Raw genomic sequence first — 18,927 nt, forward strand, 5'->3', positions numbered from 1 at the left:
GCGCTGACACACGGGGGAATGCGGGAGCAGACGGCCTGCGAGAGTTATGACGAAATTGGCCTTTAGCACTTACCTGTATTGCGGCAGCAGCTATCAAAAATACAAAAAACCATCTGGCTGTCCGCATTCGGTATCGCCCCTTTTGCCCACGCCTGCGACGGCAAGTTCTTGGGGCTGGCAGTTGCACCGCAGAGTGCAACTGCATCGTCATCAAATTTGCGGCAACCTGTCTGAACGGAGAGCGAAGCTCGAAGTGAGTTTTGCCGCACAGCTCCAAGAGCTTGACGGCGCAGGTTGCCCCGGAGCGCAGCGAAGGGGACGTGGGCAGCAGGGGCCGGCTCTTTGCCTACTTTCTTGCAGAAGAAAGTAGGTCGGCTAGCGGGGCGAGACCCGCCTTCTGTCCGCCGACAAGGCATGTCCCCGGAAAAAAACTCAAGCCAAACCGACCTTAGCGCAAGGCAAACCAAGCAGCTATCAAAACAGGAAGGGCATGCGGCCCAACAAGAACCACATGCCCAATCAGCCTCAAGCCCAGGCGCACAAAGCGCCATCAGCGATCAATATTCGAGGCAGATCTTGCCGAAATGCCTGCCGGCGGCCTGGTGCTCGAAGGCCGCCACCATCTGCTCCAGCGGATAGCGGCTGTCGATCACGGGCTTCCAGCCAAAGATCTCCAGCGCGCGCACCATGTCCTGCTGCTGCTCGCGGCTGCCGACGATCAGGCCCTTGAGGGTTTGCTGCTTGCGCATCATCTCCACCGTGGGCACGGCACCCGCAAAGCCGGTCAGCACGCCGATCAGCGCGATATGGCCGCCCACGGCGCAGGCGCGAATCGACTGGGGCAAGGTGCCGGGGCCGCCGACCTCGACCACGATGTCGGCACCGCGACCGCCGGTGGCGGCCAGCACGGCGTCGCCCCATTCAGGCTGCTCCTTGTAGTTGATCACCAGATCGGCCCCCAATGCCTTGAGCTGCTCGGCCTTGGCCGCGCTGGAGGTGGTGGCGATGACGGTGGCGCCCATGCTCTTGGCCATCTGCAGTGCAAAGATGGAGACGCCGCCCGTGCCCAGCACCAGCACGGTATCGCCGGCCTTGAGATGCCCGTCCACCACCAGCGCGCGCCAGGCCGTGAGGCCGGCCGTGGTCAGCGTGGCGGCCTCGGCATGGCTCCAGCCCTTGGGAGCATGCGTAAAGCTGGTGGCGGGCAGGTTCACGAATTCGCGTGCAAAACCGTCCACGCCGTCGCCGGGCACGAGCTGGAAGTCGGAGGGCACATGGCGGCCCGACAGCCATTGCGGGAAGAAGGTGGAAACCACGGCATCGCCCACGGCAAATTCCGTCACGCCTGCACCCACGGCCGTGACCTGGCCTGCGCCGTCAGCCATGGGAATGCGGCCGTCGGCTGCCGCGCCGGGACGGCGCACCACGCCCAGGTCGTGGTAGTTGAGCGAGCTGGCGTGAATACGCACCTGGATCTCGCCGGCGGCAGGCGCCGCAGGTGCAGGCAGATCGACAAGCTTCAGGTTTTCAAAACCGCCGGGGGCGGCCAGTTGCATGACTTTCATGGAGTGTTCCTCAAGAGGTGAAACAGATGCTCTGCATGGTGCCGCCAATGCACTCCAGCCACCAGTACCAACATATTTGTTGGGTAGTATTAAAAATGTAAGCAATGCATGAATGCCGGCAGGCGCTACGATCTTGGCGTCCAGAACTGCAGCGAGGTGACCATGAAACGATTGAACAGCAAGAGCGGCTGCGCCGTGGAGGTGACGCTGTCGGTCATGGGCGGCACCTGGAAGCCCATCATCCTGTTCCAGCTGCTGCATGGCAAAAAGCGCTTTGGCGAGCTGAGCCGTGCCATCCCCGGCATCACCCAGCGCATGCTGACGCTGCAGCTGCGCGAGCTGGAAGAGGCCGGCATTGTCGAGCGCACGGTGTATGCCGAAGTGCCGCCGCGCGTGGACTACGCGCTGACCGAGCTGGGCCGCAGCCTGCAGCCGGTGCTGATCGCCATGCGCAACTGGGGCATCGCATACAGCAAGAACTTTGCTCAGGCCGAGCCCGTGCCTGACGCCGATCAGAACGGCGCAAGCTGCCTGCCGGACTTGAAGAAAAAACAGGCTTGAACGCTTACCTATCAAGCACAAGAAGCTATCAATTTCAATAGACCGACAGCAGAAAGCCCACAGGCTGCAAAAAGCCTGCGGGCTTGGGTCTGAAGCCGCTGCGCTTACTTGCTGGCCGTCAGCGTGGTGTAGCTGTTGATCAGGTTGCGGTAGTCGGGGATGTGGTTGGAGAACAGCGTCCCCAGACCTTCGATGTCATTGCGCCAGTCGCGATGCAGCTCGCAGGCCGCGCCGAACCAGGTCATGAGCTGGGCGCCGGCCTGTTCCATGCGGCTCCAGGCAGCCTGCTGGGTCATGCTGTTGAAGGTGCCCGAGGCATCGGCAATCACGAACACCTCGAAGCCTTCAGCCAGGGCCGACAGCACGGGGAAGGCCACGCAGACCTCGGTCACCACGCCCGCGACGATGAGCTGCTTCTTGCCCGTGGCCTTGACGGCCTTGACGAAGTCCTCGTTGTCCCAGGCATTGATCTGGCCGGGACGGGCGATATAGGGAGCCGTGGGGAATTTTGTCTTGAGCTCGGGCACCAGCGGGCCGTTGGGGCCGGTCTCGAAGCTGGTGGTCAAAATCGTGGGCAGCTTGAAGTATTCGGCCATGTCGGCCAGGGCCAGCACATTGTTCTTGAATTTGTCGGGGTCAATGTCACGCACCAGGGACAGCAGACCGGTCTGGTGATCCACCAGCAGCACGGCGGCATTGTCCTTGTCGAGGCGGATATAGGGCTTGTTGCTCATTACGATCTCCTTCAGAGGTAATGGAGGGGGTGAGGGAAATCAAACGCGCTGGGAATCCAGCACTTCGTGGTTCTGCACCACTTCCTGCGCCTTGGCGTAGCTTTCGATCAGCAGCTGGTAGTTGGGGAAGATGCCGGTATAGGCCTGTGCCCATTCGGCCGCGTCTTCGCGGTTCCAGGTCTTTTGCAGTTCCGAGGCCACGGCCGCGGTGTCTATGGGCACCACACCGGCCTGCAGCATGCGGGCCAGAGTGATTTCCTCGGCCATCTTGGAGTAGGTGCCCGACGCATCGATGACAGCAAACACCTGGTAACCATCGGCCACGGCAGCGATGGAGGGAAAGGCCATGCAGACGCTGGTGATGGTGCCGGCAATGATGAGCTGCTTCTTGCCCGTGGCCTTGACGGCCTTGACGAAGTCTTCGTTGTCCCAGGCATTGATCTCGCCCTTGCGCGCCACGTAGGTGGCGTGAGGCGCGTTCTGGTGGATTTCGGGAATCAGCGGACCGTTGGGGCCCTGAGGCACGGAGGCTGTGGTGATCACGGGGATCTTGGCCAGCGAAGCGATCTTGGCCAGCGTGCTGGCCAGACGGCGCAGCGTGGTGAACGGCATGTCCTGCACGGTCTGGAACAGGCCGCTTTGGTGGTCGATCAGCAGCATGGCCACGTTGTCCGGATCGATCACGGGCTTGGCACCGTTGAAATTGGCGGGGATGGCTGCGGTCTGGATGCTCATGGAAGTCTCCTTGGAGTTGGGAGCGAAGGGGGAGGTTTCGCTCCCCGGCCGCATCGCTGCAGGGCCGGGGATACGGTGGCACTGAGGGCTCAGTGGTTCGGCACAGCCGTGGGCGCATGGCGCTCGGCCGCCGGAATGCGGCCGAACTGGCCGCTGCGGAAGTCCTCCAGCGCCTGCTGGATTTCCTCGTCGCTGTTCATGACGAAGGGGCCGTAGCCGACCACGGGCTCGTCAATCGGTTCGCCGGACAGCCACAGCAGCGTGACGTCGCTGTTGGCTTCCAGATGCACGCTGTCCGCAGCGCGATCCATATGCACCAGTTGTCCGGCGCGGGCAATCTCCTGTCCGTTGACCAGCAGCGTGCCGTGCAGCACTACCAGCGCCAGCGTGCGGCCGGCCCGGGCCTTCAGCTCGGTGGCGGCTCCGGCGTTCAGCCTCACATCCCAGACATCGATGGGCGTGAAGGTTCTCGCCGGGCCGCGATAGGCGGCCCCCTTGCTGCCAAGATAGTCACCGGCAATGACGCGCAGATGACCCGCGCCGTCCGGCAACGCGACCTGCGGGATGTCGGCATTCAGCAGGGTCTGGTAGCCGGGGGCGGACATCTTGTCCCTGGCCGGCAGGTTGACCCACAGCTGCACCATCTCCAGCGGGCCGCCGCTCTTGGCAAAGGCTTCGGAGTGGTACTCCTCGTGCAGGATGCCCGAGGCCGCCGTCATCCACTGCACGTCGCCCGGGCCGATGGTGCCGCCGGCGCCCGTGGAGTCGCGGTGGGCCACTTCACCCTCGTAGACGATGGTCACGGTCTCGAAGCCGCGGTGCGGATGCGTGCCCACGCCGCGCCGTGCCGTGGTGGGCGTGAAGTTCTGGGGGCCGGCGTGATCCAGCAGCAGAAAGGGGCTCAGGGCCTTGCCGTGGTCGCCATAGCTGAACAGCGAGCGCACGGGAAAACCGTTGCCCACCCAGTGGGGACGGGGAGCTTCGTAGACACCCAGGATTTTCTTGAGCATGACATTTCTCCTTGCGGCTGGCCTGCAGTCCCTATGGATGCCGCAGGCGTTGAACATGGAGAAAGTATGAATTTAGAACGATGACTTGAGTAGTCCACAATATTCAGTCTCAGAGTTCTATTTTTAAAACGATGAAGCTGCCAGATCTCAACGAGCTCTACTACTTCGCCCAAGTGGTCGAGCATGGTGGATTCGCGCCTGCAGGCCGCGCCCTGGGCCTGCCCAAGTCCAAGCTCAGCCGCCGCGTGGCCCTGCTCGAGGAACGCCTGGGCGCGCAGTTGCTGCTGCGCTCCACGCGCAGCTTTGCAGTGACCGAGGTGGGCAAGCGCTACTACCAGCACTGCCGCGCCATGCTGACCGAGGCAGAGGCCGCCGAAGAGTCCGTGGCGCTGGTGCATTCCGAGCCCTGCGGCAAGGTGCGCATGAGCTGCCCCGTGGCCTTGCTGGCCTCACGCGTGGGCCGCATGCTGGGCGAGTTCATGCGCCAGTACCCGCGCGTGGAGCTGCAGGTGGACGAGACCAACCGGCGCGTGGACGTGATTGGCGAGGGGCTGGATCTGGCCCTGCGCGTGCGCCCGCCGCCGCTGCAGGACAGCGATCTGGTGTTGCGCACGCTGGCCGAGCGCCGGCAATGCCTGGTGGCCGCACCCGAGCTGGTGCAGCGCCTGGGCCAGCCCGGCGGGCCCATGGATCTGTCGGCCTGGCCCAGCCTGGACATGGGCGGCGTGCAGGAAACCCACCGCTGGGTGCTGCACGGACCCGGCGCCGTGCGCGCCGAGGTCAGGCACCAGCCAAGGCTGGTGACGCAGTCCATGCTGGCCCTGCGCGATGCGGCTCTGCTGGGTGCCGGGGTAGTGCAGCTGCCCAGCATGTTCGTGCGCGAGGACCTGCGCAGCGGCACGCTGGTGCAGGTGCTGCCGGGCTGGGAGCCGCGCCCCGAAATCATCCACGCCGTCTACGCCTCGCGTCGCGGTCAGCTGCCCGCCGTGCGCGCACTGCTCGAGCATCTGGCCCAGTCCTTCAGGACCTTGTCGGAAGACTGAGCATCAAAGCCGCCTCCAGCACTTTCTGCGTGAGCGCTGTCAGCTATCGAAACGATAACGAAAGCATCAACCCAGAGCCGCCTGGATATCGTCCGCCAGCTTCTCGGGCTTGTCCTGGGGCGCGTAGCGGCGTATCACCTGCCCGTCACGGCCCACGAGGAATTTGGTGAAATTCCATTTGATGGACTTGGTGCCCAGCACGCCCGGTGCTTCGGACGTGAGCCAGCGGTACAGCGGATGTGCACCGTCGCCGTTGACCTCGATCTTGTGCATGAGCGGGAAGCTGACGCCGAAGTTCAGCTCGCAAAAGCTCGCAATCTCGTCATCCGAGCCTTTTTCCTGGGCACCGAACTGGTTGCAGGGAAAACCCAGCACCACCAGGCCCTGGTCCGCATACTGCTCGTGCAAGGTCTGCAGACCCTTGTACTGGGGTGTGAAGCCGCAGGCACTGGCGGTGTTCACGATCAGCAATACCTTGCCCTGGTACTGCGACAGAGGAGTGCTGCGCCCCTGGATATCGGTGGCTTCAAAGTCATAAACACTGTTTGCCATGCTGATCTCCCGCCAAAGTAAAGCCCCAAGCTTAAGGCAGTCCGCAAAACATCTCACCATTGGAAACAAGCCTGCGCAGCCACGCCACGGAGACAATACCGGGGCTGCGACCATAGAAAAACCGATCCCCGCAAGCAGAGCGCCTGTTTTTTGGGCATTCTTCGCAGTCTTGCCTTCTTGCGGCCCTTGGCGGGCTGCCTTGCAACGTGCGTTTGTCCTTGAACGAATTGAAAGAAAAATGGGTCGCTCAGGCCACGGCTCTGTGGTCGCGCGCTCGCGCCAGCACAGCGGGCCAGCGCATTGCGGCCCTGCCCTGGTGGCGTCGCTGGCCGACGCGGCGTGAATGGCTGTGGTTTGCCGCGGCCTTGCCGGCACTGTTTGTCGTCTATGTGCTGCTGCTGATTCCATTCACGCCCAGCATCAGCGACATCCGCAAGGCCAAGCTCGAGCAGCCTGCGCAAATCCTGAGCGCCGACGGCAAGCTGATCGGCGAGTTCAAGCGCAGCAACCGCCAGTGGGTGCCGCTGGAGCAGATTTCGCCCGCCGTGGTCAAGGCCCTCGTGGCCACCGAAGACCACCGCTTCTACGAACACCATGGCATGGACTTCACGCGCACCGTGGGTTCGGCCATCCATACGCTGGGAGGCAATCCCCAGGGCGGCTCCACCATCACCCAGCAGCTGGCGCGCAATCTCTATCCCACGGAAATCGGTCGTGCCCGCAATGTGAACCGCAAGCTCAAGGAGGCGATCACGGCCTTCAAGATCGAAGCGCTCTACACCAAGGACGAGATTCTCGAAACCTATCTGAACACCGTGCCCTTTCTCTACAACGCCTATGGCATAGAGATGGCGGCGCGCACCTATTTCGACAAACCTGCGGCCAGGCTCACGGTGCTGGAAAGCGCCACGCTGGTGGGCATGCTCAAGGGCAATGCCTATTACAACCCGGTGATCAACCCCGACCGCGCGATTGCCCGGCGCAACACCGTGCTGAGCCAGATGGTCAAGCGCGGCGAGCTCAAGGACGATGAGTTCGAACGCCTCAAGAAGCGCCCCATGCGTCTGGACTTCGAGCGCCAGGAAGAGCCTACGGGCATGGCACCGCATTTTTCCCAGCAGCTGCGCAAATGGCTGATCGCCTGGGCCGACAAGAACGACTACAACATCTATACCGACGGCCTGGTGGTGCGTACCACCCTGGATTCGCGTCTGCAGAACTGGGCGCAGCAGGCCGTGAACCGCCAGATGCATACGCTGCAAGGCATTGCCAACAACAACTGGAGCCACCGCGACGGCTGGAGCGCCGAGAATGCCCTGGTGCTGCAGCTGGTGCGCGAGACGGAGGCCTTCCGCAAGCTCGCCAGAAGCGGCAGGCCTTCCGACATCAGCGAGGAAGAAGCGCTCAAGAAGCTGCTGGCCGACAAGACCTTCATGAGGCAGCTGCGCGAGGACAAGACCCGCGTGCAGGCCGGCTTTCTGGCCATAGACCCGCGTACCTCGGCCGTGCTGGCCTGGGTGGGCAGCCGCGACTACGCCCAGGATGCGTTTGACCATGTGGCCCAGGCGCGCCGCCAGCCCGGCTCCACCTTCAAGCCTTTTGTCTATGGCGCAGCCCTGCAGCGCGGCGCCAGGTCTGACGACACGCGCAAGGACGAAGCCGTGGAAATCCAGCTACCCGGCGGCGAGGTATGGCGTCCCAGCGACGCCGTCGAGCCCACGGGCGTGCCCATGAAGCTCAGTGATGCCCTGGCCTATTCCAAGAACACCATCACGGCCGAGCTGGGCCAGGAAGTGGGCATGGACCGCGTCATCAAGCTGGCCCGCGGTCTGGGCGTGCGCCAGAGCCCGCTGGAGCCTGTGCCTTCGCTGGCGCTGGGCTCTAGCCCCGTCACGCTGCTGGAAATGGTCAACGCCTACGGCAGCATCGCCAACTCCGGTCGCTACATCCCGCCCCAGCTGGTCACCCGTATCGAGAATGCCGACGGCGAGTTGCTGGCCGAATTCACCCCACCCAAGCCCGATCAGGTCTGGGACGAGGAAGAGAACTACGGTCTGCTGGAAATGATGCGCGCCGTGATCGACAAGGGCACGGGCCGTGCGATTCGCAAGCAATACGGCATTCGCGCCGATGTGGCCGGCAAGACCGGCACCACCCAGGGCAATGCCGACGGCTGGTTCATCCTCATGCACCCACAGATCGTGGCCGGCGCCTGGGCAGGCTTCAACGATGCGCGCATCACGCTCAAAAGCGACCAATGGGGTCAGGGTTCGCGCAGCGCCCTGCCCATGGTGGGCGACTTCATGTCGCGCGCCATGCGCAGCCCGCTACTCAATGCCAAGGCCCGGTTCACCGAGCCCAACACCAGCCACTGGTGGAGCGATCTGGTGGGCCGTCTGCGCGACAGGCTGCAGGAATGGAGCGGGCCGGCAGACGAGGACCATGCAGCACCAGCAGCCCCGACCAGCCCGGCGCCCAACAGAAGCAACGGCAGCGAGGTTGACATCATCGAGAGCACGCCCGCCGCACCGCCCTCGACCGCAGTCCCACCGGCACCTGCCGACAGCAGCGCCCAGCCGCCTGACCTGGACAGCAGTCCCGGGCTAGCGCCCGGCGAGATGATGCCGGCGCCTGCCCCGGCCAGAACCCCGGCGCCTTCAAGCTGGAGCGATATCGGCACACCGCTGCCGCCGGCAGCGCCGCTGAATGCGGCGCAGGACAGCCAGTAGCGCCGTTTTCAGCCACATGCCCGACTGGGCTGTCGAATAACTGGTCCAATTGCGCACCGACACCCGCCAGCAGGTCTCCCACCAGGAGGCCGCTGGCGGATTTGTTTTCGCGCGGCATGAGACTCACATGCCGATAGCGCGCTGCGCCGACCCGGAGCCGATATTGACTGCCAACACGCCAACCATAGTCACTTTTGCCATCTACCTGCTGGGCATGCTGCTCATAGGCTGGGCAGGCTATAAAGCCACTTCCAATCTGTCCGACTACATTCTGGGCGGGCGCAGTCTGGGCTCGGTGGTCACGGCCCTGTCGGCCGGGGCATCGGACATGAGCGGCTGGCTGCTCATGGGCTTGCCCGGCGCGGTGTTTGCCACCGGCCTGTCGGCCTCGTGGATTGCCATCGGCCTGTGCGTCGGTGCCTGGCTCAACTGGCGCTTCGTCGCGGCACGCCTGCGCGTCTACACCGAGAAGGTGGGCAATGCCCTGACCCTGCCCGACTACTTCACCAACCGTTTCGAGGATGGCAGCAGCCTGCTGCGCATCGTCACGGCACTGGTGATCCTCGTGTTCTTCACCGTCTACTGCGCCTCCGGCGTGGTCGCCGGCGCCCGCTTGTTCGAGTCCATGTTCGGCATGGACTACCAGAGCGCCCTGTGGGTGGGCGCCGTGGCCACCATGGCCTATGTGTTCATCGGCGGCTTTCTGGCCGTGAGCTGGACCGACACCATCCAGGCCTCGCTGATGATCACCGCGCTGATCCTCGCGCCGCTGATGGTCATCTATGCCGACGGCGGCGTGGGTGCCAGCAGTGCCATCATCGAAACCGCCCGCAGCGGCGCCTTCGACATGTTCCAGGGCCAAGGGGCGATTGCCATCATCTCCTTGCTGGCCTGGGGTCTGGGCTACTTCGGCCAGCCTCACATTCTGGTGCGCTTCATGGCGGCCGAGTCGATCAAGACCATTCCCAACGCACGCCGCATCGGCATGAGCTGGATGATGCTGTGCCTGGGCGGCGCCGTGGCCGTGGGCTTCTTCGGCATTGCCTTCTTTGCCAGCCGCCCCGATATCGCGGTGAACGTCAATGGCAACCACGAGCTGGTGTTCCTGGAAGTCGCCAAGCTGCTGTTCAACCCCTGGATCAGCGGCGTGCTGCTGGCCGCCGTACTGGCCGCCGTGATGAGCACCCTGTCCTGCCAGCTGCTGGTCTGCTCCAGCGCCCTCACGCAAGATATCTACAAGACCTTTTTGTACAAAAACGCCAGCCAGAAGCAGCTGGTCTGGTTCGGCCGTGCCATGGTGTTTGCCATTGCCGTGATCGCCATCCTGATTGCGCAGGATCCCCAGGCCAAGGTGCTGGGCATGGTCAGCAATGCCTGGGCCGGCTTCGGCGCCGCCTTCGGCCCGCTGGTGCTGATATCGCTGCTCTGGGCCCGCATGACGCGCAACGGCGCCCTGGCCGGCATGGTCGTGGGGGCGGTCACGGTTCTGGTCTGGCAGCATTACCAGTGGTTCAAGCTCTATGAGATCGTTCCTGGATTTGCGTTGTCCGCTATCGCAATCATAGTGGTCAGCCTGCTGGACAAAGCGCCTTCGGCCACGATTGCAGCCAAGCACCGCGAGGTGGAGGCTGAAATCGCTGCCCACGGCGAGTAAACGCTGCCACGCCCCTGCCCAAGCCCTGCCCGGCCATGCCGCCAGGGCTTTTTTGTCGTCGAAAACCGCTCGGCAGGCTGCACAAAAAATAGGCGCAACTTGCATTTTCGAGGCCTATCCGTCACACTTACGGGTCGAAATTTCAGGCATTACCTGAGATTCTGAAAGGTTTAGTGAATGCTCAAGGCCGCTGCAGCCAAGGTATATCAGACGGGTTTAGCGTTGATGCTGGGTGCCGCTTTTGCGCTGGCATCCCCTGCGGCTTTGGCGCGCAAAGCGCCCGAAGTCGATGCCACCGTTCCCGGCTTTGAGACCGTGAGCCTGGCCGAACTGCCGCGCGAAGGCCGCACCACCTATGGTCGTATCCTCCAGGGTGGTCCGTTCTCCAGCGACAAGGACGGCACGGTATTCGGCAACCGTGAGCGCATACTTCCTCGCCAGACCAGAGGCTATTACCGCGAATACACCGTGCGCACGCCAGGTGCGAAAAACCGGGGTGCGCGGCGCATAGTCTGTGGCGGCTTGCAGCCCCAGGTGCCCGATGCCTGTTTCTACACGGGCGACCACTACAACAGCTTTCAGCAAATCGTCCAATGAAGTTAAAAGACGCCCTCCAGGCCCGCCACAAAGCGGCTTTTGACCTCTTGAATTCCGCAGCGGCGGTTTGCGCAGACAGCCTGCAGCGCTGTCAGTACCGACTCTGCCACCAGTTTTGATGTTTTTAGAAAGAATCACGGAGATGGACACGCCACTTCGTAAGCCCTCGGAAACACCGTTGCGCAATGTTCGCCCGAACATCGTGCAATCCATCCGCGCCTATCGCATTCCTGATCTTCAGGCAGCAGCAGAGGCGCTGGGCTCCCATTTCCTCTATGCCAATCTGGCCCATGCCCAGACCAAGGCCGATGTTTTCGAGCTGCTGTCCACCCAGTTCTACCTGCCGGCGCACTTTGGCAAGAACTGGGATGCGCTGTATGACTGCATGACCGACCCGATCAACAAGTCCGGCCCGCAACCCGGTTTTGTGGTGGTGCTAGACCAGATTCCGACCACCCCCAAGTTCGACAAGGAAGTGCGCGAGCAGTTGCTGGACGTGTTCCGCGATACTGCGGACTTCTGGGCAGAGCGCAAGATTCCCTTCCGCTGCTTTTACTCATTCCTATAGTTCGGCTGCTGCGGCGCACGCAACACAAAATGCCCGCCTTGAATGCGGGCATTTTTGCCTTCAGAACCCCAGGCTCAGGCAGTGCGGCCCTGAGCGGAAGCCTTGAGCTGCATCCACTTGCCCATTGCAATCACCAGCACGGCGCCGCAGGCGGCCGCTGCGTAATGCACCCAGGGATTGACCCGTACAAAACCTTCGAGCATATGGTCGCTGGTGATGGTTTCGCCGGCCACCCAGCCAATCAGTGCCGCGCCCAAAGTGACGATGACCGGAAAACGCTCCATCAGTTTGATCATCAGCGTGGAGCCAAAGATGACCAGCGGAATGCTGATGGCCAGGCCCAGAATCAGCAGCAGCATATCGCCGCCCGCTGCAGCAGCCACGGCGATCACATTGTCCAGACTCATGACCAGATCGGCGAGCAAAATGGTGCGAACGGCAGCCATCATGCCCTGTCTGGCCACGCTGCCGGAATCCTCTTCTTCATCTTCGCCCTTGAGCAGGCCCACGCCAATCCACAGCAGCAGCAGGCCACCGATCACCTCGACGAATGGCAGCTGCATCAGCTTGGCTGCCACCACTGTCAAGGCAATACGCAACACCACGGCGGCACCGGAGCCGAGCAGCACCGCTTTTTTCTGCTGCTCCGGGGGCAGGCCACGTGCGGCCAGAGCGATGACCACCGCGTTGTCACCCGAGAGAATGATGTTGATCCAGACGATCTTGAACAAGCCGATCCAGAAATCGGCACCGAGCATGGCATCCATGGAAAATATTCCTGAGTTCTCTGTCCGTTGCACCTTGAACGGACAAACGCCCGGCATTGCAAAGCCAGGCGTGATCAATGCAGGGAAGTTTAGCCAACTGCCTCTTGGAGCCGCTATCGGCGTATTGCTTCTGACGTCATGGGAATTGCAGGCCACGGAGCTCGCTTCCGTTTTGGGACAGACTCCACAGGCACCTCAAATTACCAGTTTTCAGTGATAGCCAAGCGACTTGATCTCGGTAACAGTGGGATACGAAAACCAGCGGCACCTCACACAATATGGCAGAGACTTTTTCCCTCCCTACAGAGTCCATTCTCCCCAGCCCCTTGATCGTGGTGGAGGATGAGCCGTTGATCCGCAATCGGCTGGAAAGCATTTTGCATGGCCTCGGATATGCGGATGATGCTCTCATCTTTGCTGCAACCCTGGGGCAGGCACGCGCCCGGCTGGCGGAGCATCCGGTCGCCATGGCACTGGTGGATCTGGGCTTGCCCGACGGCAGCGGCATAGAGCTGATCAGCCAGTTGCGCGCCGCCGACCCCGGCATGGGAATTCTGGTCATCTCCGCCTGGAGCACCGAGGATGCCATTCTGTCGGCGCTGCGTGCCGGGGCCAACGGCTATGTGCTCAAGGAGCGCGACGACCTGGAGGTCACCCTGTCCATACGCAGTGTGCTGCGCGGTGGCGCCCCCATCGACCCTTTCATTGCACGGCGCATCATTGCCGAGTTACAGCCTTCCCAGCCCACGGAAGCGCACAAGGAGATGCCGCCCGAAGCCATACTCAGCGCCCGCGAAATCCAGATCCTCAAGCTGGTCGCAGACGGCATGACCAACCGGGAGATCGCAGAGTCGCTCTTTCTCTCGCGCTACACCGTGGAATGCCATGTGAAGAACATCTACCGCAAGCTGGCCGTGCCTTCGCGCACCAAGGCGGTCAGCGAGGCCCGGGCACGCGGTTTGCTGAGCTGAATGTTCAAGCGGTCGGCTCTCATGCTCCGCCTGATATTTGCGCTCGTCATGGGCTGGAGTTGCGGCGTGGCATGGGCACAGGAGCTCAGGCCTCAGGATCTGCTCTGCGAACCGCGCATTGTGGCCCGCCAATCGGCCAAGGCGCTGCCCGAGGGGCCTCCACCTGACGCAGCCTTGCTGCAATGGGTGGATGTGCCGGGGCTGGATGACTGGAGTCAACGCTGGCCCGGCTATGACGGTGCAGCCTGGTACCGCATCGATTGGGAGAGCCCCTGTGGGCGCGATCAGCCCGTGGCGCTGGCCGTCGTCAATATCGTGATGGCGGGCGAGGTTTTCGTGAATTCAGAACTGATCTGGCGCGATCAATCGCTGGTGGAGCCGCTGAGCCGCAGCTGGAACATGCCACGCTACTGGCTGCTGCCCAAGGCGCTGCTCAAGGAGCAGGGCAACAGCATCTGGGTGCGCGTCCACGGGCTCAGCAGCCAGACGCCAGGCCTGGGGCGGCTGCGCATAGGCCATCCAGCCGAGCTCAAGCAATGGACGGCGCAGGCCACCTGGAACCTGCGCACCATTTATATGGTCTGCATCACGGTCAGCCTGGTGCTGTGTCTGCTGTTTTCGTTTGCCTGGCTCCACAACCGCAATCAAAAACTCTATGGCTGGTACGCGCTCAATCTGATGTGCTGGGCACTGATGCTCTGCTTTATGGTCATGACTGATCCCTGGCCCTTCAGCAGCACGCCGGCCTTTGCCAAGGGCAATTTGCTGGTTTTCATTGCATTTACCTACACTTTCTGCATTTTTACGCTGCGCTTTGCGGAATTACGCCTCATACGCCTTGAACGTACGCTGGCTGGCATATGCGGCCTCTGCGCTGTATTCGCCCTGTCTGTGCCCGATGCACAGATGGCGCTGAGCCAGGCCATCTGGCTGTTGATGTTCTGTCTTTGCGCTCTGGTCTGCCTGCTGTTTCCACTGCGCGCGCTGCAGACACGCACGCCAGCCCACATCGCTTTCAGCCTCTGCTTCGTGCTCTACCTGGCCATCGGCGTGCACGACCTGCTGCTGCTGACCAAGACCCTGGATCACAATCTGACGCTGACCCCCTACACCACCTTGCTGAGCATGCTGGTGATCGCGTGGTTGCTGGGGCGGCAGGTCGTGTGGAATATGCGCCGCATCGAGCACTTCAACCACGAACTCAGTCTCACCGTCACACAGGCCTGCGACGACCTGAGCCAGACCCTGGAGAGGGAGCACCATCTGGCTCTGAGCCACTCCCGCCTGCAGGAACGTCTGCGCATTTCCCAGGATCTGCACGACGGTCTGGGCGGCTCTCTGGTGCGTTCCATTGCGCTGGTCGAGCAGAGCAGCGCCCCTTTGCCCAATGCCCAGGTGTTGTCCATGCTCAAGCTCATGCGTGACGACCTGCGTCAGATGATTGATACCGGCACCAGCACCGCCATCCAGGTTCCCGAGACACCCATGCAGTGGCTTGCTCCGCTGCGCCACCGCTTTGCACGGCTGTTCGAGGAACTGGACATTCAGGTGAAGTGGTGTCTGCCCGAATACTGGACTCACGCGCCCAGCCCCATTCAGTGCCTGACGCTGACCCGCGTGCTGGAAGAGGCATTGACCAATGTCATCAAACACAGCCGCGCCAGCCAGGTCCAGGTTCGGCTGGAGATTCCCGATTCCAGGGAGTTGCTGCTGCAGATCGAGGACAACGGCACAGGCTTTGATTTGGATAGCACACAGATCAACAGCATGGGCGTGGGCATGCGCAGCATGCTGGCGCGACTGGAGCGCCTGCAAGGCACTCTGGTCATACAGTCCAGCCCCGGCCGCACCGAGCTGCGAGCCAGCCTGCCCCTGTTCGGCAAGGTGCAGCGTCACACCGAAGTACAGAGCTCCGTGCCGTCTCCCCAGAGCATCTGGTAACTGCGCTAAGCTTTCGCATGCCCCTGCTTATCGACGGAACACCGTATGAAGACGGCGCCTTCACCCTCCAGCTGACGCCTGACACGCCGCACAGGCTCAAAACCAGCCCCGGTCAGGGCAGCCTGACCCTTGGCCCCAGGAATCTGTTGAAAACCGCCGACCTGTGGCTGCCTGTCGACGCCTGCGTGCTCTGGTCCTGCTTTGACCCCTTTGCCACGCCCGCCGGCTCGCCCTGGCCACGCAGCTTCTACTACACGGGCAATGACAGCGGCTTCTTCACATGGGCGCAGCTGCGTGCAATCGAAAACTTCAGCTGGTACCCACAGCTGCAGCAAGATGTACATATCGACGCCAGCCAGTCACAGATTCGCGAGCTGAGCATTCATCTGCAAGCGGGCAATCAGGGCCACATCCACCTGAAGCTGCCGCAGCAGGGCATGCGCCTTCATCTGCATGGCAATCTGGAGCAAATCACCGTCACCGCAGGCCTGCCTGAAAGCCTGAGTTTGAGCCCGGCCACCAGCAGGAACCCGGCCGACGAAGCCTTCCAGCTGCCCGACATGGGCAGCCTGAAACAGGTCACCACGCTGGAGCTGAGCAATGGAGCGGGAAAGCAACCCATTTCGCTGCAAAATCTGCTGCAGTTTTCGAAGCTGGAATCGCTTTCCCTATGGGGTAACCACAGCGATTTGGCCCAGCTTTCTACATGTACGCAGCTCAAGGCGCTATCACTGCGTTTTATGCGCTATCTGTCGGGACTGCCTGCGCTGCAAACCTGGCCGGAGCTGGACTTCTTCATCGCCTACAACGTGGAAGAAGCGGCCGGGAAACGCCTGCGCCAGCAACTCAAGGACCGTGCCAAGGCACGACCCTGGGCTGACTACACATCCGTCAGCCAGTTGCGCAAGCCCGAATGGTGGGCCAAGGAATATGGGCGGCCATTTGCGGGCTGGCCCGCAGCCCGCGCCAGGATTGCCCATGCAGCTTATGAGCTGGCAGAGCAGGAAATCGGCACAGCCAGCAGCCTTGGTCATGTGCAAGCTGCACTGACGGCCTTTGCCGCCCGCTTCAACACGGTCAAGGGCATCGAAACCAGCGAGCGTGAAGACCTGGGGCTGGCCGTGCAGCAACTGGCACAACTGCCTGCGGCACTGTCACTGAAGCTGACGGATGGGCAGGCCCAGCAGTGGTTTGATGAAAACCGCGATTACTAGCGATTACCGAGCGGCCGCAGGGTCGACCTGCGCAATGATGCCGCCGCCCAGGCAGACATCGCCGTCATAGAGCACGGCGGACTGACCAGGGGTGACAGCCCACTGCGCTTCTGGAAAGTCCAGACGGAAGCCGGCGTCCGTGGCCTGGGAAATCAGCGCAGGCGAATCGGGCTGACGGTAGCGGGTCTTGGAACCGTAGGCCTTGCCCTCGGCCGGGGCATGGCCGGCCACCCAGCTGACCTGATCGGCCAGCAAGGCATGCGACTGAAGCAGCGGATGGTCATGGCCCTGCACCACGCGCAGAATGTTCTTGTCCATCTCCTTGCGCGCCACAAACCAGGGCGCATGGTCGCCCGCACCACGGGCGGCGCCCTTTTCCTTCACGCCGCCAATGCCCAGACCCGAACGCTGTCCCAGCGTGTAGAAGGACAGACCCACATGCTTGCCCAGCTTGCGGTTGCGGTCGTCGAGGATCAGTCCCGGCTCCTTGCTGATGTAGCGGTTCAGGAAGTCTCGGAACGGGCGCTCGCCAATGAAGCAGATGCCCGTCGAGTCCTTCTTCCTGGCATTGGGCAGGCCGATCTCTTCGGCAATGCGGCGCACCTCGGTCTTGTGCAGCTCGCCCACGGGAAACATCGCCTTGGACAGCTGGGCCTGGTTCAGCCGGTGCAGGAAATAGCTCTGATCCTTGCTGTTATCCAGGCCCTTGAGCAGCTCGAACAGCTGGGTGGAGGGGTTCTGGCGCACGCGTGCATAGTGGCCGGTGGCTATCTTTTCGGCTCCCAGGCGCATGGCGTGGTCCAGAAAGGCCTTGAACTTGATCTCCGCATTGCACAGCACGTCCGGATTGGGCGTACGACCGGCCTGGTACTCGCGCAGGAACTCGGCAAACACGCGGTCCTTGTAGTCCGCGGCAAAGTTCACATGCTCGATCTCGATGCCGATCACGTCGGCCACGGCCGCCGCATCGACAAAGTCGATATTCGACGAGCAGTACTCGCTGTCGTCGTCATCTTCCCAGTTCTTCATGAAGATGCCGACGACCTCGTGGCCCTGCTTTTTGAGAAGATAGGCGGTGACGGCGGAATCCACACCGCCCGACAAACCCACCACGACACGCTGCTTGTTGCTCATAGGTATGCGATTATCCCAGCGCCCGTCAACTGCTGCGGGCGTGAGGATTTGCCATGGAACTGCGCCAGCTGCGCTACTTTGTACGAATTGTTGAACTGGGCTCCATGAGCCGGGCAGCGCTGGATCTGGACATGGTGCAGTCGGCGCTGAGCCAGCAGATCAGCCGCCTGGAGTCCGAACTCTCGACACGGCTGCTGCAGCGCACACCGCGCGGAGTCATCCCTACCGAGGCCGGTCAGGCCTTTTTCCACCAGGCCCAGCTGACCCTGCGCCATGCCCAGCAGGCCATTCACGCGGCCCAGCAGGCGCGGCTGTCGGGCGCCGTCAGCATGGGCCTGTCCCCCACGATTGCCAATGTGCTGGGCCTGCCGCTGATGCGCGCCATGCGCGAGCGCTACCCCGAGGTGAGGCTGCACATGGTGTCAGCCCTCTCGGGGCATCTGACGAGTCTTCTCAATGCCAGACAGCTGGATCTGGCTATCCTTTTCGATACTCAGAGCGCCCGGCGATGGAGCGTGATGCCGCTGCTGGAAGAGCAGCTATTCCTGATCCAGTCGCGCCTGCAGCCGGTGGCGCCGCAGATTCAGCATGAAGTGCCCATCAGCCTGGAGCAGCTGCAGCAGGTGCCGCTGATCCTGCCCTCGGGCAGCCACGGCCTGCGCAGCTCCATCATGGCCTCGTTCACCAGTGCCGGCTTCCAGTCGCAGATGGCCATGGAGATCGACTCGCTGACCCTGCTGATGGAAGCGGTCGACGCCGGCATGGGCGCCACAGTCCAGCCCTGGTCGGCCGTGGGTATGTACCGTGATGCGGCCGAGCGCTTTCAGTGGTCGCAAATCGCCGATGACTCGGTGCGGCGCAAGGCCGCCCTGTGCAGCCTGTCGGACGACGAGCTGTCACCTGCCGCCCTGGCGGCACGCGTGGTGTTGACGGACTGCGCGCGGCAGCTGGTGCACTCCGGAGTCTGGCGGGGAGCGTCGCTGACGGACTGAGCCCGCCGCTTCCGGGCAGGGCATGGGAGCGGGTTTACGTAATTTCCACAGCAACTTTGTTGCCATGTGAAGCTCATACCTCATGGCAAACCTAGATCTTCATTACAACATTGCTGTTGCGCCCCCTGGGCCGCATCCCGACATCCAACTTGCACCACGC

General features: G+C 62.6%; 18 protein-coding genes. 11 read left to right on the forward strand and 7 right to left on the reverse strand.

All coding sequences use genetic code 11. The features are described from left to right. Positions 1–557: 557 nt before the first annotated feature. The gene (locus CTR2_RS26880; protein WP_087085667.1) at positions 558–1,565 is read right to left on the reverse strand and encodes a zinc-dependent alcohol dehydrogenase family protein; all 1,008 of its coding nucleotides are present in this window, start codon (positions 1,563–1,565) and stop codon (positions 558–560) included. 162 nt (positions 1,566–1,727) lie between these two features. Here CTR2_RS26880 and CTR2_RS26885 point away from each other — a divergent pair, with 162 nt between their 5' ends. Next, on the forward strand, positions 1,728–2,126 hold the full coding sequence (locus CTR2_RS26885; RefSeq protein WP_176391762.1) for a winged helix-turn-helix transcriptional regulator: 399 nt from the start codon (positions 1,728–1,730) through the stop codon (positions 2,124–2,126). 104 nt (positions 2,127–2,230) lie between these two features. Here CTR2_RS26885 and ycaC read toward each other — a convergent pair whose 3' ends face one another. The 3 genes from ycaC to CTR2_RS26900 form a co-directional block, all read right to left on the reverse strand. Continuing rightward, positions 2,231–2,860 (reverse strand): isochorismate family cysteine hydrolase YcaC, encoded by a 630-nt coding sequence (gene ycaC, locus CTR2_RS26890; protein WP_087085666.1) that lies wholly within the window; start codon positions 2,858–2,860, stop codon positions 2,231–2,233. 39 nt (positions 2,861–2,899) lie between these two features. Then, positions 2,900–3,595: an isochorismatase family protein gene (locus tag CTR2_RS26895; protein ID WP_003066964.1), complete on the reverse strand. Its 696-nt coding sequence runs from the start codon at positions 3,593–3,595 to the stop codon at positions 2,900–2,902. An 89-nt stretch (positions 3,596–3,684) separates the two neighbouring features. Continuing rightward, entirely contained in the window at positions 3,685–4,605 is a 921-nt protein-coding gene (locus CTR2_RS26900; protein ID WP_087085665.1) for a pirin family protein, read from the reverse strand. Positions 4,606–4,736: 131 nt separating this feature from the next. Here CTR2_RS26900 and CTR2_RS26905 point away from each other — a divergent pair, with 131 nt between their 5' ends. Further along, on the forward strand, positions 4,737–5,648 hold the full coding sequence (locus tag CTR2_RS26905; protein ID WP_087085664.1) for a LysR family transcriptional regulator: 912 nt from the start codon (positions 4,737–4,739) through the stop codon (positions 5,646–5,648). A 66-nt stretch (positions 5,649–5,714) separates the two neighbouring features. Here the strand turns inward: CTR2_RS26905 and CTR2_RS26910 are convergent, their stop codons facing one another. Then, positions 5,715–6,200: a glutathione peroxidase gene (locus tag CTR2_RS26910; RefSeq protein WP_087085663.1), complete on the reverse strand. Its 486-nt coding sequence runs from the start codon at positions 6,198–6,200 to the stop codon at positions 5,715–5,717. A gap of 206 nt (positions 6,201–6,406) precedes the next feature. Here CTR2_RS26910 and CTR2_RS26915 point away from each other — a divergent pair, with 206 nt between their 5' ends. The 4 genes from CTR2_RS26915 to CTR2_RS26930 all read left to right on the forward strand — a co-directional run bounded on the left by CTR2_RS26915 (position 6,407) and on the right by CTR2_RS26930 (position 11,748). Further along, positions 6,407–8,929 (forward strand): penicillin-binding protein 1A, encoded by a 2,523-nt coding sequence (locus tag CTR2_RS26915; protein WP_409021356.1) that lies wholly within the window; start codon positions 6,407–6,409, stop codon positions 8,927–8,929. Positions 8,930–9,056: 127 nt separating this feature from the next. Next, positions 9,057–10,583: a sodium/proline symporter PutP gene (gene putP, locus CTR2_RS26920; RefSeq protein WP_087085661.1), complete on the forward strand. Its 1,527-nt coding sequence runs from the start codon at positions 9,057–9,059 to the stop codon at positions 10,581–10,583. Positions 10,584–10,760: 177 nt separating this feature from the next. Further along, positions 10,761–11,180 (forward strand): guanyl-specific ribonuclease, encoded by a 420-nt coding sequence (locus tag CTR2_RS26925; protein ID WP_087085660.1) that lies wholly within the window; start codon positions 10,761–10,763, stop codon positions 11,178–11,180. Positions 11,181–11,322: 142 nt separating this feature from the next. Continuing rightward, the gene (locus CTR2_RS26930) at positions 11,323–11,748 is read left to right on the forward strand and encodes a barstar family protein (RefSeq protein ID WP_003072350.1); all 426 of its coding nucleotides are present in this window, start codon (positions 11,323–11,325) and stop codon (positions 11,746–11,748) included. A gap of 74 nt (positions 11,749–11,822) precedes the next feature. On the opposite strand, the gene CTR2_RS26935 is transcribed toward CTR2_RS26930, so the two are convergent. Continuing rightward, on the reverse strand, positions 11,823–12,515 hold the full coding sequence (locus CTR2_RS26935) for a TerC family protein (RefSeq protein ID WP_087085659.1): 693 nt from the start codon (positions 12,513–12,515) through the stop codon (positions 11,823–11,825). Here CTR2_RS26935 and CTR2_RS26940 point away from each other — a divergent pair. The 4 genes from CTR2_RS26940 to CTR2_RS26955 all read left to right on the forward strand — a co-directional run bounded on the left by CTR2_RS26940 (position 12,514) and on the right by CTR2_RS26955 (position 16,641). After that, positions 12,514–12,732, forward strand: a complete 219-nt coding sequence (locus CTR2_RS26940; RefSeq protein ID WP_140401091.1) for a hypothetical protein — start codon at positions 12,514–12,516, stop codon at positions 12,730–12,732. The two genes, CTR2_RS26935 and CTR2_RS26940, sit on opposite strands and share 2 nt — an antisense overlap. Before the next feature lie 61 nt (positions 12,733–12,793). Further along, entirely contained in the window at positions 12,794–13,486 is a 693-nt protein-coding gene (locus CTR2_RS26945; RefSeq protein WP_034347946.1) for a LuxR C-terminal-related transcriptional regulator, read from the forward strand. A gap of 21 nt (positions 13,487–13,507) precedes the next feature. Next, entirely contained in the window at positions 13,508–15,427 is a 1,920-nt protein-coding gene (locus CTR2_RS26950) for a sensor histidine kinase (RefSeq protein WP_254913489.1), read from the forward strand. 17 nt (positions 15,428–15,444) lie between these two features. Then, on the forward strand, positions 15,445–16,641 hold the full coding sequence (locus tag CTR2_RS26955) for a leucine-rich repeat domain-containing protein (RefSeq protein WP_087085657.1): 1,197 nt from the start codon (positions 15,445–15,447) through the stop codon (positions 16,639–16,641). A gap of 3 nt (positions 16,642–16,644) precedes the next feature. Here the strand turns inward: CTR2_RS26955 and mnmA are convergent, their stop codons facing one another. Then, complete coding sequence (gene mnmA / locus CTR2_RS26960) at positions 16,645–17,775, reverse strand: tRNA 2-thiouridine(34) synthase MnmA (RefSeq protein ID WP_003072342.1); 1,131 nt, start codon at positions 17,773–17,775, stop codon at positions 16,645–16,647. 53 nt (positions 17,776–17,828) lie between these two features. Between mnmA and CTR2_RS26965 the strand changes: the two genes are divergently transcribed. Continuing rightward, the gene (locus CTR2_RS26965) at positions 17,829–18,767 is read left to right on the forward strand and encodes a LysR family transcriptional regulator (protein ID WP_012840297.1); all 939 of its coding nucleotides are present in this window, start codon (positions 17,829–17,831) and stop codon (positions 18,765–18,767) included. Positions 18,768–18,927: the final 160 nt, after the last annotated feature.

Source organism: Comamonas thiooxydans (genome assembly GCF_002157685.2).
GTDB classification, from domain to species: domain Bacteria; phylum Pseudomonadota; class Gammaproteobacteria; order Burkholderiales; family Burkholderiaceae_C; genus Comamonas; species Comamonas testosteroni_H.